The sequence below is a fragment of the Streptomyces sp. NPDC051569 genome, from assembly GCF_044454085.1.
Taxonomy (GTDB): domain Bacteria; phylum Actinomycetota; class Actinomycetes; order Streptomycetales; family Streptomycetaceae; genus Streptomyces.
The window spans coordinates 155,838-172,672 of the sequence record NZ_JBITDJ010000014.1; the positions used below are offsets into that span (position 1 = coordinate 155,838).

Annotated in this window: 11 protein-coding genes; 8 read left to right on the top strand and 3 right to left on the bottom strand. The window is 69.4% G+C overall.

All coding sequences use genetic code 11. The features are described from left to right. The first annotated feature begins 24 nt into the window (after window positions 1–24). Complete coding sequence (locus ACIBAE_RS20615; protein ID WP_399287369.1) at window positions 25–855, top strand: SDR family NAD(P)-dependent oxidoreductase; 831 nt, start codon at window positions 25–27, stop codon at window positions 853–855. Between the two features lie 563 nt (window positions 856–1,418). Next, the gene (locus ACIBAE_RS20620; protein WP_399287425.1) at window positions 1,419–2,024 is read left to right on the top strand and encodes a DNA sulfur modification protein DndB; all 606 of its coding nucleotides are present in this window, start codon (window positions 1,419–1,421) and stop codon (window positions 2,022–2,024) included. 1,850 nt (window positions 2,025–3,874) lie between these two features. On the opposite strand, the gene ACIBAE_RS20625 is transcribed toward ACIBAE_RS20620, so the two are convergent. Next, on the bottom strand, window positions 3,875–7,711 hold the full coding sequence (locus ACIBAE_RS20625) for a hypothetical protein (RefSeq protein ID WP_399287372.1): 3,837 nt from the start codon (window positions 7,709–7,711) through the stop codon (window positions 3,875–3,877). Between the two features lie 221 nt (window positions 7,712–7,932). Here ACIBAE_RS20625 and ACIBAE_RS20630 point away from each other — a divergent pair, with 221 nt between their 5' ends. The 6 genes from ACIBAE_RS20630 to ACIBAE_RS20655 all read left to right on the top strand — a co-directional run bounded on the left by ACIBAE_RS20630 (window position 7,933) and on the right by ACIBAE_RS20655 (window position 13,981). Then, window positions 7,933–8,109, top strand: coding sequence for a hypothetical protein (locus tag ACIBAE_RS20630; protein WP_399287374.1), 177 nt, complete (start codon window positions 7,933–7,935; stop codon window positions 8,107–8,109). A gap of 715 nt (window positions 8,110–8,824) precedes the next feature. Further along, window positions 8,825–10,438, top strand: a complete 1,614-nt coding sequence (locus ACIBAE_RS20635) for a type I-E CRISPR-associated protein Cse1/CasA (RefSeq protein WP_399287377.1) — start codon at window positions 8,825–8,827, stop codon at window positions 10,436–10,438. Further along, the gene (gene casB, locus ACIBAE_RS20640) at window positions 10,431–11,021 is read left to right on the top strand and encodes a type I-E CRISPR-associated protein Cse2/CasB (RefSeq protein WP_399287380.1); all 591 of its coding nucleotides are present in this window, start codon (window positions 10,431–10,433) and stop codon (window positions 11,019–11,021) included. The genes ACIBAE_RS20635 and casB overlap by 8 nt, the downstream gene beginning before the upstream one ends. 22 nt (window positions 11,022–11,043) lie before the next feature. Beyond that, complete coding sequence (locus ACIBAE_RS20645) at window positions 11,044–12,387, top strand: type I-E CRISPR-associated protein Cas7/Cse4/CasC (protein ID WP_399287383.1); 1,344 nt, start codon at window positions 11,044–11,046, stop codon at window positions 12,385–12,387. Next, a complete protein-coding gene (gene cas5e / locus ACIBAE_RS20650) occupies window positions 12,384–13,232 on the top strand; it encodes a type I-E CRISPR-associated protein Cas5/CasD (protein WP_399287386.1) in 849 nt (282 codons plus the stop codon). The genes ACIBAE_RS20645 and cas5e overlap by 4 nt, the downstream gene beginning before the upstream one ends. A gap of 59 nt (window positions 13,233–13,291) precedes the next feature. Next, a complete protein-coding gene (locus ACIBAE_RS20655; protein ID WP_399287388.1) occupies window positions 13,292–13,981 on the top strand; it encodes a type I-E CRISPR-associated protein Cas6/Cse3/CasE in 690 nt (229 codons plus the stop codon). A gap of 548 nt (window positions 13,982–14,529) precedes the next feature. Here ACIBAE_RS20655 and ACIBAE_RS20660 read toward each other — a convergent pair. Both ACIBAE_RS20660 and ACIBAE_RS20665 read right to left on the bottom strand, forming a co-directional pair. After that, window positions 14,530–15,528: a thiopeptide-type bacteriocin biosynthesis protein gene (locus ACIBAE_RS20660; protein WP_399287391.1), complete on the bottom strand. Its 999-nt coding sequence runs from the start codon at window positions 15,526–15,528 to the stop codon at window positions 14,530–14,532. Continuing rightward, complete coding sequence (locus ACIBAE_RS20665) at window positions 15,528–16,766, bottom strand: lanthionine synthetase C family protein (RefSeq protein ID WP_399287393.1); 1,239 nt, start codon at window positions 16,764–16,766, stop codon at window positions 15,528–15,530. The genes ACIBAE_RS20660 and ACIBAE_RS20665 overlap by 1 nt, the downstream gene beginning before the upstream one ends. Window positions 16,767–16,835: the final 69 nt, after the last annotated feature.

Here is a 16,835-nt window from a genome sequence, read left to right on the forward strand (position 1 = left end):
CGGCCGGGTGACAGAGTGAGGCCCATGAACCAGCGTGAACCGGCTGAGGAGAACGCGGCGGCAGTACCGGCCGTCGCGTACGGACTGCGCGGCAGATCGTTCCTCGTGACCGGTGGAAGCAGGGGATTGGGGTACGCGGTCGCCCGACTCCTCGCCGCCGAGGGAGCGTCCATCGCGATCTGCGGTCGCGACACCGACACCCTGGCGAAGGCTTCGTCCGAGCTGCGCAAGGATTTCGATGCCCAGGTTGTGGCCGGGGCTGTGGACGTCCTGGCGCCGGACGAACTGGAAGACTTCACCCGGCAGGCCGGGAGCACACTCGGCGGCCTCGACGGCCTGGTCGCCAACATCGGAGGCAAGCGGGGCGGCGGCCTCCTCGACTCGACCCGCGAGGACTGGCAGACGACCTGGGAGCTGAACGGCGGCCACGCGGTGCGCACCGTGCGGTCGGCGCTGGACACTCTGCGTCCCGGCGGCTCCGTGGTCATCGTCGCTTCCATCTCCGGCTGGAAGCCCCGCTTCCCGGCGCAGTACGGGGCGGCCAAGGCGTCGGAGATCTACCTCGCGGGCGCCCTGTGTCAGGAACTCGCCCCCTACGGGGTCCGGGTCAACACCGTCAGCCCTGGTTCGATTCTCCTGCCGGGCAAGAGCTGGGACCGCCTGCGCCGGCGTGACCCCGAGGCGTACGGGGCGTACGCGGAACGCAACCCCAGCGGGCGCCTGCTGGACGCCGAGGAAGTCGCCCGGGTGATCGCCTTCCTCCTCTCACCGGCCTCCGGAGCCGTGAACGGCGCCCATATCCCGGTCGACGGCGGCCAGCCGCAAGCCGGGCTGGGGACGGCTCCGGGCCGATAGGGCGGCCGGCCGCATGAACGGACGAGGATCCTGGCCGTCGACCGTCAGGCCGCGTCATCCACGCCCTCCTCGCGGCGGATCATCCGCCACGCGGCTCGGCAGGCGCTGCGGTTGAGCGAGGACTGGAAACCCTTGTCCGGCGCGAAGTAGCGCTTGCCGAGGTCGGTGATGAGGCCCACGTGCTCCTCCACCTTGTCGGCGAAGACCTCGTCGAAGACTTCGCCAAGGTTCGCCTCGTCATTGACAACAGCCACTCGGCGCACTTCGGAGTCCGCGATGGCCGCGTTGAAGGCGGGCAGCAGGCCGCGTCCGGCGCTGTCCGGCGCATGCCGAGCTGCGGCGGCTCGTGCAGCGGGCCCTGAAGTCGACACAGAAGGGGGAAGAACGTCGGCTCGTACGCCGAGTACATCGCCGATGGCGTCAAGGGTGAGCTGGGTGCCGGTTGGTCCACGCCACCGATCACCTTCTGGCACGCCGGACCGCTCGCCGCCCTCAGCGACGAGCTGCCGCCGGGCACCGGACTGCGGACCCTGACCATCACGCCCGGCACCTCCGCCGTCGCCATCGACGGCGAGACGCAGACGACCGCCTGGCACGAGCTCTACGAGGACCCCGAGCACTACGGGCTCACCTACGCCGAACTCGCCCAGGTACGCATCCCCTTCGAGCTGTACGTCGATCTGTCCGTCGCCGACGCGCGGCAGACCTTCTACGACCGCAATGCGCAGGGCGTCGTCGTCGCCAAGAACCTGGCCATGTCGATGGACCAGCGGGACTTCGCGACCCGGCTCGCGCACCGTGTCGCCGATGCCGTGAAGGTCGACATCGACGGCGAACTCGTACCGGTCACGAAGCTCGTCAACGCCATTAAGCGGCAGGTCGGCAAGGCCGACCCGGAGGTCATCACCCTCTCCGCGCTGCGCTCCCTCGTCATCACCGCGATCTACGGGCGCTCCGGGCTGTCCCGCTCGGCGGAGACCGTCCACGAGGAGGAACTTCCTGCCGGGACGAACACCGAGCAGGTGGAGGGGAGCGTCGTCCCGTTGCCGGCCCGGCTGATCTCCGCCCCCTTCCCGCACTTCGCCTCGCGCAGTGCCATCACGCCCCCGCAGTACTCGCGGGCCTCGGCATCGCCGTCCACCAGACCACGCCGTGCGCCGACCCGATGAACGCGCTCGGGGGCGACGACCTGCACTGTCTCCTCGCCGACATCCAGTGGGACCGCGAGCTCCGCTACTGGGACGGCGTGGCCGCCAAGGCCGGCGCCGCCGGACGCCTCAACTTCAGCGGCGGCGTCAAGGATTCGGGCGGACCGGTCGCCGACGCGATCCTCTACCCCCGCCACCGAGGCGGGCCGCAACATCCGCGGTCAGTAGCCGAGCGGCTCCGGCCCCGCCGTCCGCTCCGTCACGGCGCAAGCGCGTGCAATGCCTCCGAAAGTGCCTCCGTCGTCCAGATGCTCATCGCCTGGCCACACACCGCCGAGGCCTACTCCGACCCCGAATTGCCGGCCGCGCCCTCCAACTCGAGCAGTTCCTGGCCGCGAGCAAGCAGAGCGCCGTCACAGGCCTCGACCTCGAGCCGAACGATGTCCTTCTGCCCTACCCGACGATCAGCTTGACGGTCCCGCCCCGCTCCCAGGCGCTGAGCCGTAGCCCCTGAGCGGGCACGTTCCGAATGATTGAAGATCGACACGTAGCGAGACCGCAGGAGCCTGCCGCCACGCCTGCGGTCCCCGCGGCATGTCCGCATCCCGACTCCCGGTCCGTTCCGACGCGGGCCGCCGCGCTTCCCGGCAGCCCGGCAGGCTGACTTTCACACAAGCAGGAGCTCAGACGACGAGATCCCGGTCAGACGGTGACCGTCTGACCGGGATCTCGTGAACCGTTCCGGGGTGAACCCGCGAACGGCCTTGCGGTGGACCTGAGGGGATTTGAACCCCTGACCCCCTCGATGCGAACTACAGGCAGGACGGTCGCTGAGGTCATCTGTGCAGGTCGGAGGTGGCTCCAGGTGTACTGAGGGGCGCTGCTGGACGGCCTGGTTGCTGTACCGCGCTGCTGTACAGCAGTAGGGCGGCCCAGCAGCGCTGGGAGGTCAGACTGCACCATGGACGATGGTGCAGCTCTCGGGAGCTATCGGCAAGAGCGCTGGCGGGGCAGGCGGTACGAGACTCGAACGCGTGAGGAGTTGCCCCCAACACGCTTTCCAACTGCTCGCCGGGGGTTCGCTGGGGGTCGTCACCGTTCTGAGCTGAGGTGCCGTGTGGGCCTGCGTACTCTCTGGACGGGAGTGGACGGGGGTGAATGCAAGCCGAACTGCAACCCTCCGGGGTGCGGGGTGCTAACCCTGGTCGGACTGGTGGTTGCGGGCCGTGCGTGCGGTTCCTCAAGCCGGGTCCTGCGGAGGAAGGTAGGCATACCTGCGTGAGTAGGGAGGGTCACCTGTGTCGCCGGCTCTGCGCCGCTTGCACGTGGCAGGCATTGGGGTCGGGCAGGGTGGGCGTGGTCTCGTGCGGCGTCGGGGCGGGGTGATGCTGACGCGGTGCCGCTCGGATTGCAGCCCCTCGTGGAAGGGGCTGGCTGCTTTACTCGTCGGCCGTACTCTGTTGCCTGGAAAGGTGGATCTCACCCTAAGGGCAGGATGTGCCTTTTGTTGCCTTTGCTGCTTTCGCTGAAGTTGGTTCTGCGCGGCCTGGTCTCGTCGAAGGTCCGCAGGTCAAGCAGACTGCTCCCCGCGCGAGCGGGGATGGACCCAAGAGCGAGCACGTCCCGCTGTGCCCGCCTTCCTGCTCCCCGCGCGAGCGGGGATGGATCCAAGGCCAGGACGCCGATCCAGGCCATCGAGCGCTGCTATCGCGCGTGCGGGGATGAATCCTCCGCACTCACCCTGGCCAATTGCGAGCATTACTCGCCCCTACACTCCCGCAGACTGCGGTGAGCAGGCAGCCGACCTGGTGTCCGACTGCGAGATGGGCCGCTCGTTTGGTCGGGGCGCCCACCAGGTCCAGGGTCTCGGCTCAGCATGGCGGGTCGTTCGCACCGGTGTCCGGGTCTGGCTCCCGCCGGCGGCGGGCGTGCAACGCGATCGCGGCCAGGTGTGGCAGCGCTTCCGGGGCGGTGCGCGGAAGGGCGGGGAAGGCGCGAGTCCAGCCGCCTGTCCTCAGCAGTCGATGCACCGTTTGCTGGGCCGACCCTCTCGACGGCTCACCATTGGTGGCGGCCCAGGCTAGCGCGAGGCAGAGCCGGACAGTGCGGTCTTCCGCTTGCGGGTCTGTGGCCGGCGGGGTCTCTGCCCCGGCCAGATGCGCCGCGACGGCACCGAGAGCCAGCGACTGTTCCGCTGGCGTGCGAAGGGACTCGGCATGCCGCCATGCCAGGGCGATGTCACCATCCACCGCGGCAAGCAGGGCGATCTCCGGCCCAGAACCAGGCCCCGGCCGGAGCGAGCAACGCCATCGGCCGACAGCGGCTTCAGCGGCTTCAGCGGCTTCAGCGGTCTCGTCGGAGAGGTAGCCGAGCCGCCAGAGGAGGGCGAGGACGGTCATCGTCGCCGCATGCTGCGGAGCGGGCGAGCGGGTCACCTCCCGTACGGCTTGGTGCAGGGCTTTCCGGAGATGCGAGCCGGGCGGCAGGGCGTCCGGTGTCGCGAGGAGCAGGGTCGCCAGCCCGGGGAGGACCCGGAACGATCCGGTCCGGTTCGGTGCCGCGATCCGTCGGGCCAGTTTCGTGGCGAGGTCTTCGGCGAAGCGCATCGCCTCATCGGGGCGGTGCCGGGCGAGGCCGACGGCGACGGCCGCGTCCGCTTGGCGCCGCTGGGTACTGCTACCAGCGGTGATCGGGACGAAGGCCGCGCTTTCGGCGCCGGCATACGCGAGCGCCTGGTTTACCCGGGCGGCCAGGACGGGACCGGAGCCTTCCGGCAGCAGGTCACGAGCCGCAGCGGCGTACTCGCCCCCCGCGTCACCGTGCCCACCGAGGGAGCAGCCGAGGGAGAGGGCCGCCAAGTGCCCTGCCTTTTCCGTTGGTTCGGCCAACTGGGCCACCAGCGCTGTGGCGTCGTCGAATCCGCCCACCGTGCCGAGGGCCCGGCAGAGATCCGCGGACCAGAGCTCTGGATCGTGAGAGCCTTCGGCGCCCGCCGGAACCCGGAGACGGGGTGCAGTCCGTAGCGCTGCCTCCAGACGGTCCCGGCTCTCCTCCTGGTTCCCCGCGCAGAGGCGGTCCTCCGCCTCCTGGAGCAGCAGGCGGTGCAGGGGAACGGTTCGCGGATCATCGGCGGGCGCCGGCAGCCCCCAGGTCCTGCGGTGCGCGGGAGCACGCTGCGGGGCCGGAGGAAGCGGTACGCGCGGCCGCGGAGAGTCTTCGAAGGCTGGCCTGGGAGCGCGTCGCCCGCGGTCCCCGCCCATTTCCATTGCGCGCTTGTACCGGGCGTTCCTCCGGTCTCGCTCCCGCCGTTCCTCCTGTTTCTTCGCGCGCCGCCGCGCGTGCTGCTCCACCTCCTTCTCCGCCCGCTCCTGCTCCTCGTGCGCCAGATGCTTTTCGGCTTCGGCGATGATCCACTGGCCACGTTCCGTTGTCAGCTCCCCAAGCCCGCCGACCCGCAGGAACTCCGGCAGGGCTTCCAGATGCCGATCGAGGCGGCGCAGGCCCTCTTTCGTCGCCTTGTTGTCGGCCATAGCTTGCGCGAGGCGGACCAGCGCTCTCTTCAGCTCAGGGCGCTGGTCCTCCGCCGTTGGCCCGGTCCCCTCAGCCTCCAGAAGATCGGCCAGTGCAGCCTGAGCTTCGCTCAGCAAAACGGTTGCCTTGCGTGTCCTCGGCGCGGGAAACCGCGCGAGCGCCGACGCCGACGCTGCCAGCACCTGCACCGTTCCGAGTACGTCGTCCCGTCGCAGTTCGGCGCAGATGCCCTCGATCCGGCCGCCTGCGTCTTTGCTGTCCACGGCCCCCGTCCGTGCCAGCGCTCCCCAGAGATCGACCGAGGCCGCCTGGGCCCGCGCGGGCCCGGCGCTCAGCGTCTCGGCACGCAAGATCAGCTCCGGCATGAGATCGCGATCACCGGATTCGGCCAGCAACCTGCCCGCGTCGGCGAGTTCACCGACTCCCACGCCGTGGCCGCCGAACACGGCCAGGAGCAGCGGCTTGGCGGTATCGGAACCAGCAGCCTTGTGGATCTGGAGCGCGGAGCCCAGAAGCCGGGCCCAGACGTCGACCAGCGGGTGGACCACGGAAGAGGCGTGAGCGGCCCGGTTCTGCGACGACAGGCATTCGACGGCCTCCCGGACCACTACCTCCGCACCGGGAAGTTTGGCGAGCGCCAACTCGACTGCCATGTCCGAGAGATGCACCGCCCGTGCGGCAGGCGTGGGGGCGCTCAGGGCCAGCGTACGTGCCCGCGCCGCATCCCCCAGGCGGGTCATGAGCGAGGGAGCCCCTTCGGACACCTCACGGGCTTCCCGGCACACCATGTCTCGCGCCGCTGCCAGCGACACCAGCGCCGCCAGATCGCCGGAGACATCGGCGAAGGACGCTTCGAGGGAGCTGAGTTGATCCAGTGCGACGCCCACGCCGGCCGCTACGGAGAGCCTGCGCAGCCGGTCGGGATCAAGGGCGTACGCCCTGCGTGCGGGGGTGTCCGAGAACAGTGCCGGCGGAGCCGCGAGCGGAAACGGCGGTGTGCCCGCCGGCCAGCCCGCCTCCTGCCAATGTCGAATCCACGCAACCAGCTTCTGGTTGCACTGGGCGACTCCCGTGTCCCCCAACTGCTCCCGCACTTCGCGTTCGAGCTGTGGACTGGCCAGGCGGTACGTCCCGGCCACCCGGTCGTCCAGGACCAGAGAACGCCCGGCGGGGCCCTGGAACAGCCGATCCAGTCGGTCGGTGGGCACCCCGGCCAGCCTCGCCAGGTCCGCCGTACACAGGCCACCGCCCGACACGGCCAATAGCCCGGCCACGGGCACACCCAACGCGACTGGGTCGGACGGGGGTTGTCGGTCATGGGCAGCGCCCGCGACAGGCTCGAGAACGTGCCGGTACGCCATGTCACGCAGCGGATGTCCGGACGGCAGGTCGTCGGGGGGACGTACGCAACTGCGCAGCGAGACGAGGACGCGCATGCCCCGGGGCGGGGCGGACGGCAGCAGCCCGGCGACGCTGTCAGCGGCCCCCCAGGGCCAGGACACATCGTCGTCCAGCCCGTCGACGACAAGCAGAAGATTCCGCTTCTCTCTCCTGCTCTTCGCCGCGGCCCGGTCGAAGAGGCGGCGCCATTCGTCCGCCCCTCGTGGCGGCCGTGCCGGATGTTCTCCGAGGAACGTGCCCAACTGACGGGCCATTTCGGATTCGAACGCGGCCCTGTTATCGGTGCGGTGAGCAGGGGAGGCGAAGAAGCTCAGGATGTTCACGGTGGCCGGCGGGTGCCGCAGAACGTAGTCCGCGAGCAGTGACGTTTTCCCCACCGGGGCGTCCGCACACCAGCACAGGTACGCAGGTGCTTCGGCATCGGTCTTCCGCGCGAAGGTGTCCATGACCGCGCGCTCGGCGGTGCGGTCCCGGGCCGGTGTGGCGGGCACCTCGTCAGCCGGATGATGCACACCGACGTAGTGCTGCCGCGACTGGTTGGCCATGCCCTCCCGCTGAGCGGCGCGCAGGGCTTCCGTCCACTGGGCGTCGGTGGGTCCCTCCTGCTCCGCCGTCTGCCGCAGCAGCCACACGACCGACCAGAAGCCGTCCTCACCATGGGTGCTTGGCGCCGACTTCCCGTCCGTCCAGGTTTGCAGAGTCCTAAGCGTCACTCCGGACTCGCACGACGCCTGTGTGAGGCGGAGCCCGGAGCGGGCGAACAGACTGCTCAGCATCGTGCCCAGCCTGGCTCGCGCCGTCCTCGTACCCGTCCCCGTCTTGGTCACCGTCCCATCCACACCCTCGCCGCTCCAGGCTGCGACCGTTCTCTGCCAGCTCGCTGATCTGCGTAAATCGTCGATTTGTCCGTCCCGCTGCTAGCTCCGAATTCGGCTTTTCCCGATGCTGAGTCCCTGACCGCAGCAGCCGGCAACCGGCTCCTACCGAAGGATGGCACGTGTTTCAGATCCCACGAATGGTTTGCGGCACCACGCTGTTGAGCGGTTGCGCCGCCCTGCTCTACATGGGCGCACTGTTCTTCGTCGTCCTCGTCTCCGTTCTGGCGTCCAGCCCGAAACGACGCAAGGACGCCCGTGCGACGCTCGGCATCCTTGTACGGCGGCGAACGCGCTGAGGGGGCACCTTGCTTCCCGTCGTCCCGGCCCCCTCCACCCGACAGCGTCAAGTAAGGAGGCAACCCGACTACATCAGGTGCTGCACAGGACCGATCCTTCGAAACGCCTGCGGCTGGGTGCGATCGGAGGGTTCACTGTTCCCTGACCGGCCCGCTCCGTCGGCCGTACCGACGCCCCCTGCCCTGACGGGTAGGGGTGCGAGGCGTCGCTACGGAAGGGGATCAATGGGCAGGTTCGTGTGGGCATGGCTGCGACGACGCGGAGGCGATCTGGTTCTCATCGTGATCGCCGCAGTGGTCGGAGGAGTGATCAACCACTTCCTCTAGGTGGCTGTTCTTGGCGCAGCTACGGCGCCAAGAACAGCCGGTCCCAGCCAGTGGTGGTCCCTGCTCTGTGTCAGCGGAGCAGGAGTCACTCGCCGCCTCATCGGCATGCCGATGAGGCGGCGGCCGAGACCGCCGATGACTCGGCAGTTTCCGAGTGTATGACGTACACGCATCTGGCTTCCTGAAGTCGGCTGAGCTGGACGAAGGTGATCCCCGGCCAGGACCGCACAGTGCATGGTCCCGCGTGTGCGGGAATGTTCCCGCGACTCAGTCGGGGGCGTTTCTGGAAGTCCTTTTCTCCCCGCACCCGCGGGGGTGCCGCCTCCCGGACAGCCCTCATCGCCCTCCGGTTCGCCGCTTACTCGCTCAAGGACGGTGGTGGAGAAGAATGCCCAACGACTCGCTTGCCCTTCCCGCTCCCCCAGTCCGTCCCTTCGCCTGGGATCCCCGTTACGCTCCCTGTATTCCCACCGTCACCCTCGACGGCGACTCCGCTCACCACTCACTCTGTGCCCTCTTCCGGCACGCCGACGACCTGTTCACGGTCGAGTGCTCGTCGCCGGGTGAGCGAGTGGCGGTCATCGAATACCTGTTGGCGATCTGCTTCGCCGCCGGAGTCTGCCCGGACTCCGACGAGGAGTGGCGCGACTGGATCGAGACCGGACGGGACCTCTCGCCCGCCGCCGACTGGCTGGACGTCAGCCCCGACGACTCCTGGGACCTGTTCCACCCCAGCTCCCCCCTGGCCCAGAGCAGCAGGCTGGCCGATGACTTCAACGAAAACGGCACAGGAACAGCCCAGTTGGTCATCGAACATGCGGGTGACTACAACCAGCACTTCGACCACCACCATCTTGAACGGCTTAATCCCCTTCCTGCGGCCGAAGCTTTCCGGGCCGTCCTCACGCAGCACGCCTACGGCCCCTACGGGCGGGCAAGGATGTCGGGGAATCGGCTCGGCGCGAAGGTGACCAATCTCGCCGCCGGCCGGCTTGCCGGCCGTATCCGGGTCGTGGCCCTGGGCCGGACGCTCGGCGAGACGCTGCGCCTCAACCTCTATCCGCCCGACGGACCGACCGGCTCGCTCAACACCTCATGGACCACTCCGGACGGATTTCAGCGGCGGGGCTTTGAAGGTGCGTCCGATCCGCGCGTACCCTGTGGCCCGGCGGATCTGCACAGCGCGTTGGGGCGTTCGGTCCTCCTGCGCCCAGCGGCCGGTCCGAACGGGCAGACCGTGGTCGACCGGGTGCTGATCGGCGCCGGTGAAGTCCTCGCCCTCGATCCGGACCGCCACTGCCAGGACGCTGTCTTCAGCACGACCGCGGCCGGTGTGCGCAAGCCGTTGTGGCCCTCACCCACCAGGGCGCTCTGGCAGGATGCCCACGCTCTTTACAGTGCGGTCCGCGACGACCGCACGGGGCTGTACGCCCGGCTGCGTTCGCTCCGGCTCCGAAGCAGTGATGCCGGAGCCCCGTACCGGCTGTGGGCCGTGGGGTTGCTCGCGAACAAGACACTGCCGATCATCTGGACGTGCGGCTCCTACCCTTACGCCCCGCACATGGAAAGGCACCTCCACCAGGCTTCCTATCGGGGCTCCGTCCTGGCCGAGTACCTGGCGTGGTCACTCAAGAAAGCGGCCATCGTGGCGGCCGAGACGGCGTTCCCGGCGATGCGTACGGCGGACGAAGCGGGCCAGGTGGCAAGCCTCGATGCCCGGCAGATGTTCTGGCCCGCCGCCGAGGAGCACTTCGAGGAATTGCTGGACGAGGTGGTCGACCGAGGACCGGAGGACGACGACCCGGTCTCTGAGCCCTGCATCGCATACGCGTCGCTCCTTCTGACGACCGCCCGCACCCAACTGCATCAACGCCTTGACGTGCTGCATCTCCTCAGCGCCAACAACAACCTCGCACGGGCCCGTGCCGTACAGCTCTTCGAGAACCTCGTCACCGCGCGAAACGCGCCCGCCGAACTCCGAGGGAAGACCGCTGATGAATGAACTTCCGGTCCAGGCCGGGCCCGAGCCTGCGCACGCCCCGTTCCCGCACGACAGCGCGGGACTCACCACCTGGCTCGCGGCCCTCGTCCGCAACCGCGAATACGGCACCCTGGCCGAACTGCGTCGGGCCCGGGCCGGCACCAGTGCCCACATCCGGGCCGGCTGGTACGGAGGCGACGAGCATCGTGAACTGTTCGAACGAGTGGCCTTTCTCTTCGCCGTCTATCACCAGGGCCGTTCCGTTGCGTCGTACGGCGGAGGCAGCCTGGGCGCGGCGGCCCGCCGGATCGGGGACGGGGCCGGGCGCGGGCCGAACAACCCTGGCGCCCGGCGGCTGCTGGACAGGGTTGCCGCCAGCCGCCGCATCCCCTGGCGGCATCTCCAGCACGCGGTTGCCCGCCTCAGATCCTGTGAGCAGCCACCGCCTTCCTGGACCGGCCTGACCGAGGACCTGATCAAGTGGAACGACCGCCGGGCGCGCGTCTCGTACCACTGGTCGGTCGAGTTCTACATGCCCGCGTCGATGGCCCGGGGCGCCATGTCCGAACCGGCCTCCCGGCCCGGAGCCGACCCCACGAACTGAACGCCCGGAAGGACTCCGCCCCGTGACCGAGCCACTCAGCAGAAGCCAGTTCCTCTCCCTCCACGTCATCGAAACCCTGGCCGCCGTCCTGCCTGTCCGCGATGAGAACGGCCAGCCCAAAACGCTGGTCTTCGGCGGCGTGGAACGGCACATGATCACCAGCCAGGCCCGCCGCCGTGCCGAGCGGGTCCACGCCCGCAACCGGGCCAACGCCGGCCGTGGGGCCCTCAACGGGCGCAGCATGGGGGTCCGTACCCGCGAATGGGCACTGCTGGCCGGCCGTGAACTGGAGTCGGCGCATGGATGGAACCGCGAGCACGCCGTAGCCGTCGTCCGTGCGGTCATGGAGGGGTGCGGCCTCAAGTTCGGCGACCCGCAGAAGAAGACCGTCGCCAACCTGACGAAGGTGCTCGTCTTCGCGCCGTCGGACACGGCGACGAGGATCGCCGCTCACCTCGCCGCCCACGAGGTCGCGGTCGAGGAGTGGTACGCCGAGTACGCCGAGGCCTTGGCCCGTGCCGAAGCCGCGAAGAAAACCCGCCGTACCGCTGCCAAGAAGAAGGCCGAAGGGGCGGAGCCGGAAGGGTCAACAGAGGGCGCGGCGCCCGGTCAAGCGACTCCACCGCCTCTGCCCAAGGCCACCCGCGACGCCGTTCTGCTCGCCCTCGCTCCCCGCGACGCCGTGGACATTGCCCTCTATGGTCGCTTCCTCGCCGAGATTCCTGACTCCCCGAACGTCGACGGCGCGGTTCAGACAGGCCACGCCTTCACCGTGCATGAGTCCGAACAGATCGAGGACTTCTACGCGGCGGCGGACGACGCAAAACTCGACCGTAAACGCAACGCTCTCAACTTTCTTGACGCCGCCGACGACGCGGGCGCGGGAATGACCGGCTACCAGTCGCTCATCTCCGGAACGTTCTACCGGCACGCCGTCCTCGACCGAGTACAACTCCGCACCAATCTGCGAGTGGCCGGGATGACGGAGGAAGAGGCAGAGCAGACTGCGTCCGAGGCCGAACGGGAATTTGTGATCGCGTTCGTGGAAGCATTCCCGGAGGCGAAGAAGAACTCGACCGCCTCGACCGGCTCCCTTCCCGTGCTCGTCCTCGCGTTCGAGGGCGAACGCCCGTACAACTACGCGTCCGCGTTCCAGCGGCCGGTCAACGAAGCGGCCGAAGGCCCGGCCGGCCCTGTCGCCGTGAGCAGGCTGCTGCGCCACCACCTCTTCGTCAGCGGCCGCCGCGACGATCTCCATGCGGCCAAGCTCCTCACCTACGACGCCGAGATCGACTCGTTGCTGGCGGACCTCGGGCTTCCGACTTCCCTCGAATCGGTCACGCGAGCCGAGGAGCTCACCTCGTGACCGACCGCCACGTTCTGCTCATCCGGCTGTCCGGACCTCTCCAGTCATGGGGAATCGCGGGCCGGTTCGCCCACCGGGACACCCACAGCCGGCCCACCAAATCAGGGGTGATCGGCCTTTGCGCGGCGGCCCTCGGCCTCGACCGTGAGGAACCGCTCGGAGAACTCTCCGAGGTCCGCTTCGGCGTTCGCGCCGACCGCCCCGGCACCCGCGTCCGCGACTTCCACACCGTCGGCGGAGGCACCTTTCCACTTCGCCCGCGCGATCTGATCACCGATCACCAGCGCGCCGCGAAAGCCACCGCAACCACAACCGCGCCACCCAGTGTCTTCGGCCGAGTGGACCTGCCAGCTTGGTACGGCTCCCCGAAGTACGTCACCACCGATCCGGCATCCGGAGCCCTGGTCTCCAAGGAGGTCCGCCGCCACGCCTTGATCACCGAGCGCTGGTACCTCGCCGACGCCGCGTTCCTGGTCGGCCTGGAGTATGCGGACCCGGCCCTCCTTGGGCGGGTCGCCTACGCCTTGGAGCATCCGAAACGCCTGCTCTGGTTGGGCCGCAAAGCATGCCCACCCACCGGCGACCTGGCCCTCGGCGTCGTGCCGGGGACGCTGCGAGAAGCATTCGAGTCGCACGCCCTGCTCCCCGACGCGGCCGTCCCGCAGGGTGCCACGAGTACCCGCCCCCGGGCATGGATCGAGAGCCCCCGGCCGCTGCCCGGCGCCGGTGTGCCGGACCAGCCCGTCCGATTCGACGCAGACGGCGGTGTCCACAGCCTCCGCTGGGAGACCCGCCACCGCATCACGATCACCCCGCACGCCCCCGGATGGGACATCATCCTGTGAACACGACCCCATCTCCCGCCCCTTCGACCCCGGCGCCCGCACCGGGCCTCGCCAGGTTCGTGGCCACTCAGACGCTGCTGACCCTCGACGCCCGGCATCCGTTCGCTGCCAAGTCGCTCGTCGACGCCCAAGACATGCACCGGACCGTGATGAGCGGCTTCCCGGGTTGGGTGGACGACGGCAGCCCTGACCCCCGGGCACAGATGGGCGTCCTGTCGACCTGGACCGTCGACCTCCGTCAGGCCCGGCTCAGCCTGGTGGTCCAGTCATCGGTCCCCGCCGACTGGACCAGCCTTCCAACCGCAGCCCTGGCCGAGGCTCCGCACACCCTCACGCTCGATCGCACTTTCCGTCTCGGCGACCGGGTCGACTTCCGTACGATCGTCAACCCGGTCCGTGCCATGCCACCGCCACCCGGCTCCCCGCCGAAGACCCGTGGAACCCGGGTCCCGCACACCCGCCCGGAGCATGTGAAGCGTTGGTTCGCCCGTCGTCTGCAACCGCTCGGCCATCCTCCGACCGCTCCGGACGGGGGCGTCCGCATCGGCGCTGACACAGACCTGGAAAGACTCGCCGTACGTATGCTGCCACGCGTCTCCAGCTCCGCCACGCACAAGAACCTGCGCATCGCCCGAGCAGAACTCAAGGGCACCCTCACCGTCACCGACCCCACCGCCTTCGTCACCGCCCTCTCCCGAGGCGTCGGCCACGCCAGGGCGTACAGCTGCGGCCTGCTGCTGGTGCGGTGAACCAGCTTTGGGCAGTACCCCGAACAAATACGCCGATGCGGAGGAGATGAGATTCGAACTCGTGCGGGGTTGCCCCCAACGCGCTCTTTTGTTCTTTGCTTTGGTGGCGCGCGGGTTGATGAGTCGCTGTTGTCGTTCCGACCATGCGGGATGCGTTTCGAACCGGGGTTCCGTTCGGGTGGTGGCTGCGAGGCCGGCGCATAAGGGTGGGTGAGGTATTCCCCGTGATTCTGCTCCCCGCGCTCGCGGGGATAGACCTCACTCGTACCCGTAGCCGTACTCGGTGCCGTACTGCTCCTCGCGCATGCGGGGATGGACCTGTGCGGGGCGCGGCGGAGGTCAAGCTGCGGGCCCGCTCCCCGCGCCTGCGGGGATGGACCCACCATCGTGTCGACGACGAACATCTGCTCGCCCGGCTCCCCGCGCATGCGGGAATGGACCCGAGGTCGGCTCCTGGACGCCGCCGCCGCGCGACCGCTCCCCGCGCCTGCGGGGATGGACCCGTGTGGCGCGACAAGCTGTCCGCGACGTGCGTCCGCTCGCCGTGCTCATGGAGACGACTTCGTCGTTGAGCGCACGGAAGACCTACTCCCACCCAGGATCGCGGCTCGGGCTGCCCAGGCGAGAGTGCTTTGGGTGCGGAGCGAGAAGCCGAGACGGTTCCAGTGGAAGAGGACGTGGTACCTGAGGACTTGGCGAAGGCCGCGGTCCAGCGTTCCGAGGTGCACTGACTCGGCGAGTGAGCGGCCCGCCTGGCGGAAGGCTCCCATCCACTCGGCGACCGGTTCCAGAGGGGCGCCCAGGACCAGCAGGGCGTCCGTGTCGGCCAGGAGCAGGGTCCGGATCTCTGTCGCTCGCGCGTCCAGGGTGTCGCGGGGGATGGCCGCGAAGCTGGAGCGGTGTTCGGCGGTGATGATGTGATGCCAGACGTCACCCTGTTCGTACCATTCGAGGCCGGCGGCGCACATCAGGGTTGTGCATAGGAGGACGGACAGCTCGCGGGGGCCGAGGGGCAGGCCCTCACGAAGGGGCAGTTGCTGAATGGCGCGGCTGTCGGCGACGAAGAGGGCGTGGGCCGCCGCCATGCTCGCGGGGCCGCCGAAGGCGGCCGCCTCCGGTTCGTAGATGCCCGGCCACCAGCGGTGGAGGTGGCCTTCGGTGACGAGGTGGTCGAGGGCGTCTCCGATGGGCGTCATGGTTTCGGAACGGGAGTGGCGGTGGAGACGCAGTCGCCAGCAGGGGTGCTTCCGGGTGTACCACCAGCCGTCGAGGGTGCCGTCGGCTTCTCCTGCTCGTAGCAGCGGCAGTACGTGGGTGGTGAAGGTGCGGTCGGCGTTCGCCCAGTCAGTGAAGTGGATATAGGCGTGCCACCACTCGTGCTGTGCTGCTTGGCTGCCGAGGGCTGCGCGGCCGGCTTGTTGGAAGACCTGGACGGCGTCGGAGAGGTTCGCCGGGTCCATCCGGGCTTCGGCTGCGGCTTCGGTGAGCGGCTGGCCGGAGAGCACCTTGAGGACTGCGCGTTCGGTCGGGCTCGGTTCCGGCTGCATCAGTTGATCAGGAGACATGCGTCCCATCCGGTGCTCGGGAGCTGCTGGGTGGCGAGGGTGGACAGGGCGAGCGCGGTGCCTGCGGCGCCGTTCAGCAACCCGGGTGCCGCTGTGGGGTCGAGCCGTGCGTGGTCGAGGAGCGCGTGCCCGAGGGTGGGAAGCAGCTCGCGTAGGCGGGGGTCGAGGGCGTCGGCGGCGGCGCGAGCGGCGGTCTGGTAGATGCCGGCCCAGCCGTGACATAGGCCGGTGTCCGTGATGTTGGCCAGTTGCGCGGGGTCGGTCAGGGCGCGGTACAGGGCTTCTTCGTAGAGCGCTTGGAGGTCGGTGCCGTGCAGGGCGACGCCGGCGAGTTGGCCCGCCCGTGCGATACCGGAAGTTCCGTAGCACCAGCTCGGCCTCGCGGCGTGGGGGCGGTGCGGGTGGCGGTGGTCGAGGTCTCGGCGGGAGAGGTGTTCGGGCCACCATGGGCCGGTCGCGGTGTCCTGGCGCCAGGTGTTCAGGTGCTCGCAGATGGTCAGGATGGCGTCGCGGTGGCCGGGGACCTCGATTCCGTGCCGTAGCGCCTGGGCGAGCAGGAGGAGTGGGCCGGTAATGCCGTGGGCGGCGCCCAAATTGCCGTGGCCGCCCGGGAAGTGCCGGGAGTGGCCTCGCCGCGGATCGTGCCCGACCCACCAGCCGGGCAGGCCGCCAGCGCCCGGCGCGAGTGGGCGTGTCAGCGCGACGAGGTAGCGGAGGATCCGTTCGAGTGCTCCGTCTTCGGGGCTGGTACGCAGCAGGTAGGCGCCGATGCCAGTCAGGCCGTAGAAGAGGTCGTACTCGGCGAAGGTCGCCAGGTCGCCGCAGTGGATACGGGCCAGGGCGGCATCGGTACGGCGGTGGGCGAGTGCCAGGACGTGCTGGTGCACGGTGCGCCAGGCTCGGGCGTAGAGGCGGTCGAACTCGGCCGGTGGGGTGCTGAGGAGGAAGCCGATGGCCGGTGCGCCGAGAAAGAGGCCCGTGGTATCGGCGGCGCTGACCTGGCCGGAGACTGCGGCGCTGATCCAGCGGTGGGCGTTGCTCCAGGGCTGGGCGTGGCTGCGTGCGGCCTCGATGTGGAGCAGGGCGGTGCCGGCCGCCCCGTCGGCGAGGGACTGTACGGCCCAGGGCTCGTCCGGGTGAGGGGGCGCGGGCTCGATCAGGTGACGGGCGACGTGGAGCACCATCTCGGCGGCGCTAGGTCGTGTCTGACAAATGATCATCGCTCGATGATTCGGGGGTTGCCGTGGCGGTGTGGCCCAGCGATGCTGGGCCGGTGTCAGGACAGCAGA

Bases quoted from the DNA above. Each gene is read 5' to 3' on its own strand.
- ACIBAE_RS20660 (WP_399287391.1), bottom strand. From the start codon at position 15,528: ATGCAGCCGGAACCGAGCCCGACCGAACGCGCAGTCCTCAAGGTGCTC.
- ACIBAE_RS20635 (WP_399287377.1), top strand. From the start codon at position 8,825: ATGCCCAACGACTCGCTTGCCCTTCCCGCTCCCCCAGTCCGTCCCTTC.
- ACIBAE_RS20665 (WP_399287393.1), bottom strand. From the start codon at position 16,766: ATGATCATTTGTCAGACACGACCTAGCGCCGCCGAGATGGTGCTCCAC.
- ACIBAE_RS20625 (WP_399287372.1), bottom strand. From the start codon at position 7,711: ATGCTGAGCAGTCTGTTCGCCCGCTCCGGGCTCCGCCTCACACAGGCG.
- casB (WP_399287380.1), top strand. From the start codon at position 10,431: ATGAATGAACTTCCGGTCCAGGCCGGGCCCGAGCCTGCGCACGCCCCG.
- ACIBAE_RS20615 (WP_399287369.1), top strand. From the start codon at position 25: ATGAACCAGCGTGAACCGGCTGAGGAGAACGCGGCGGCAGTACCGGCC.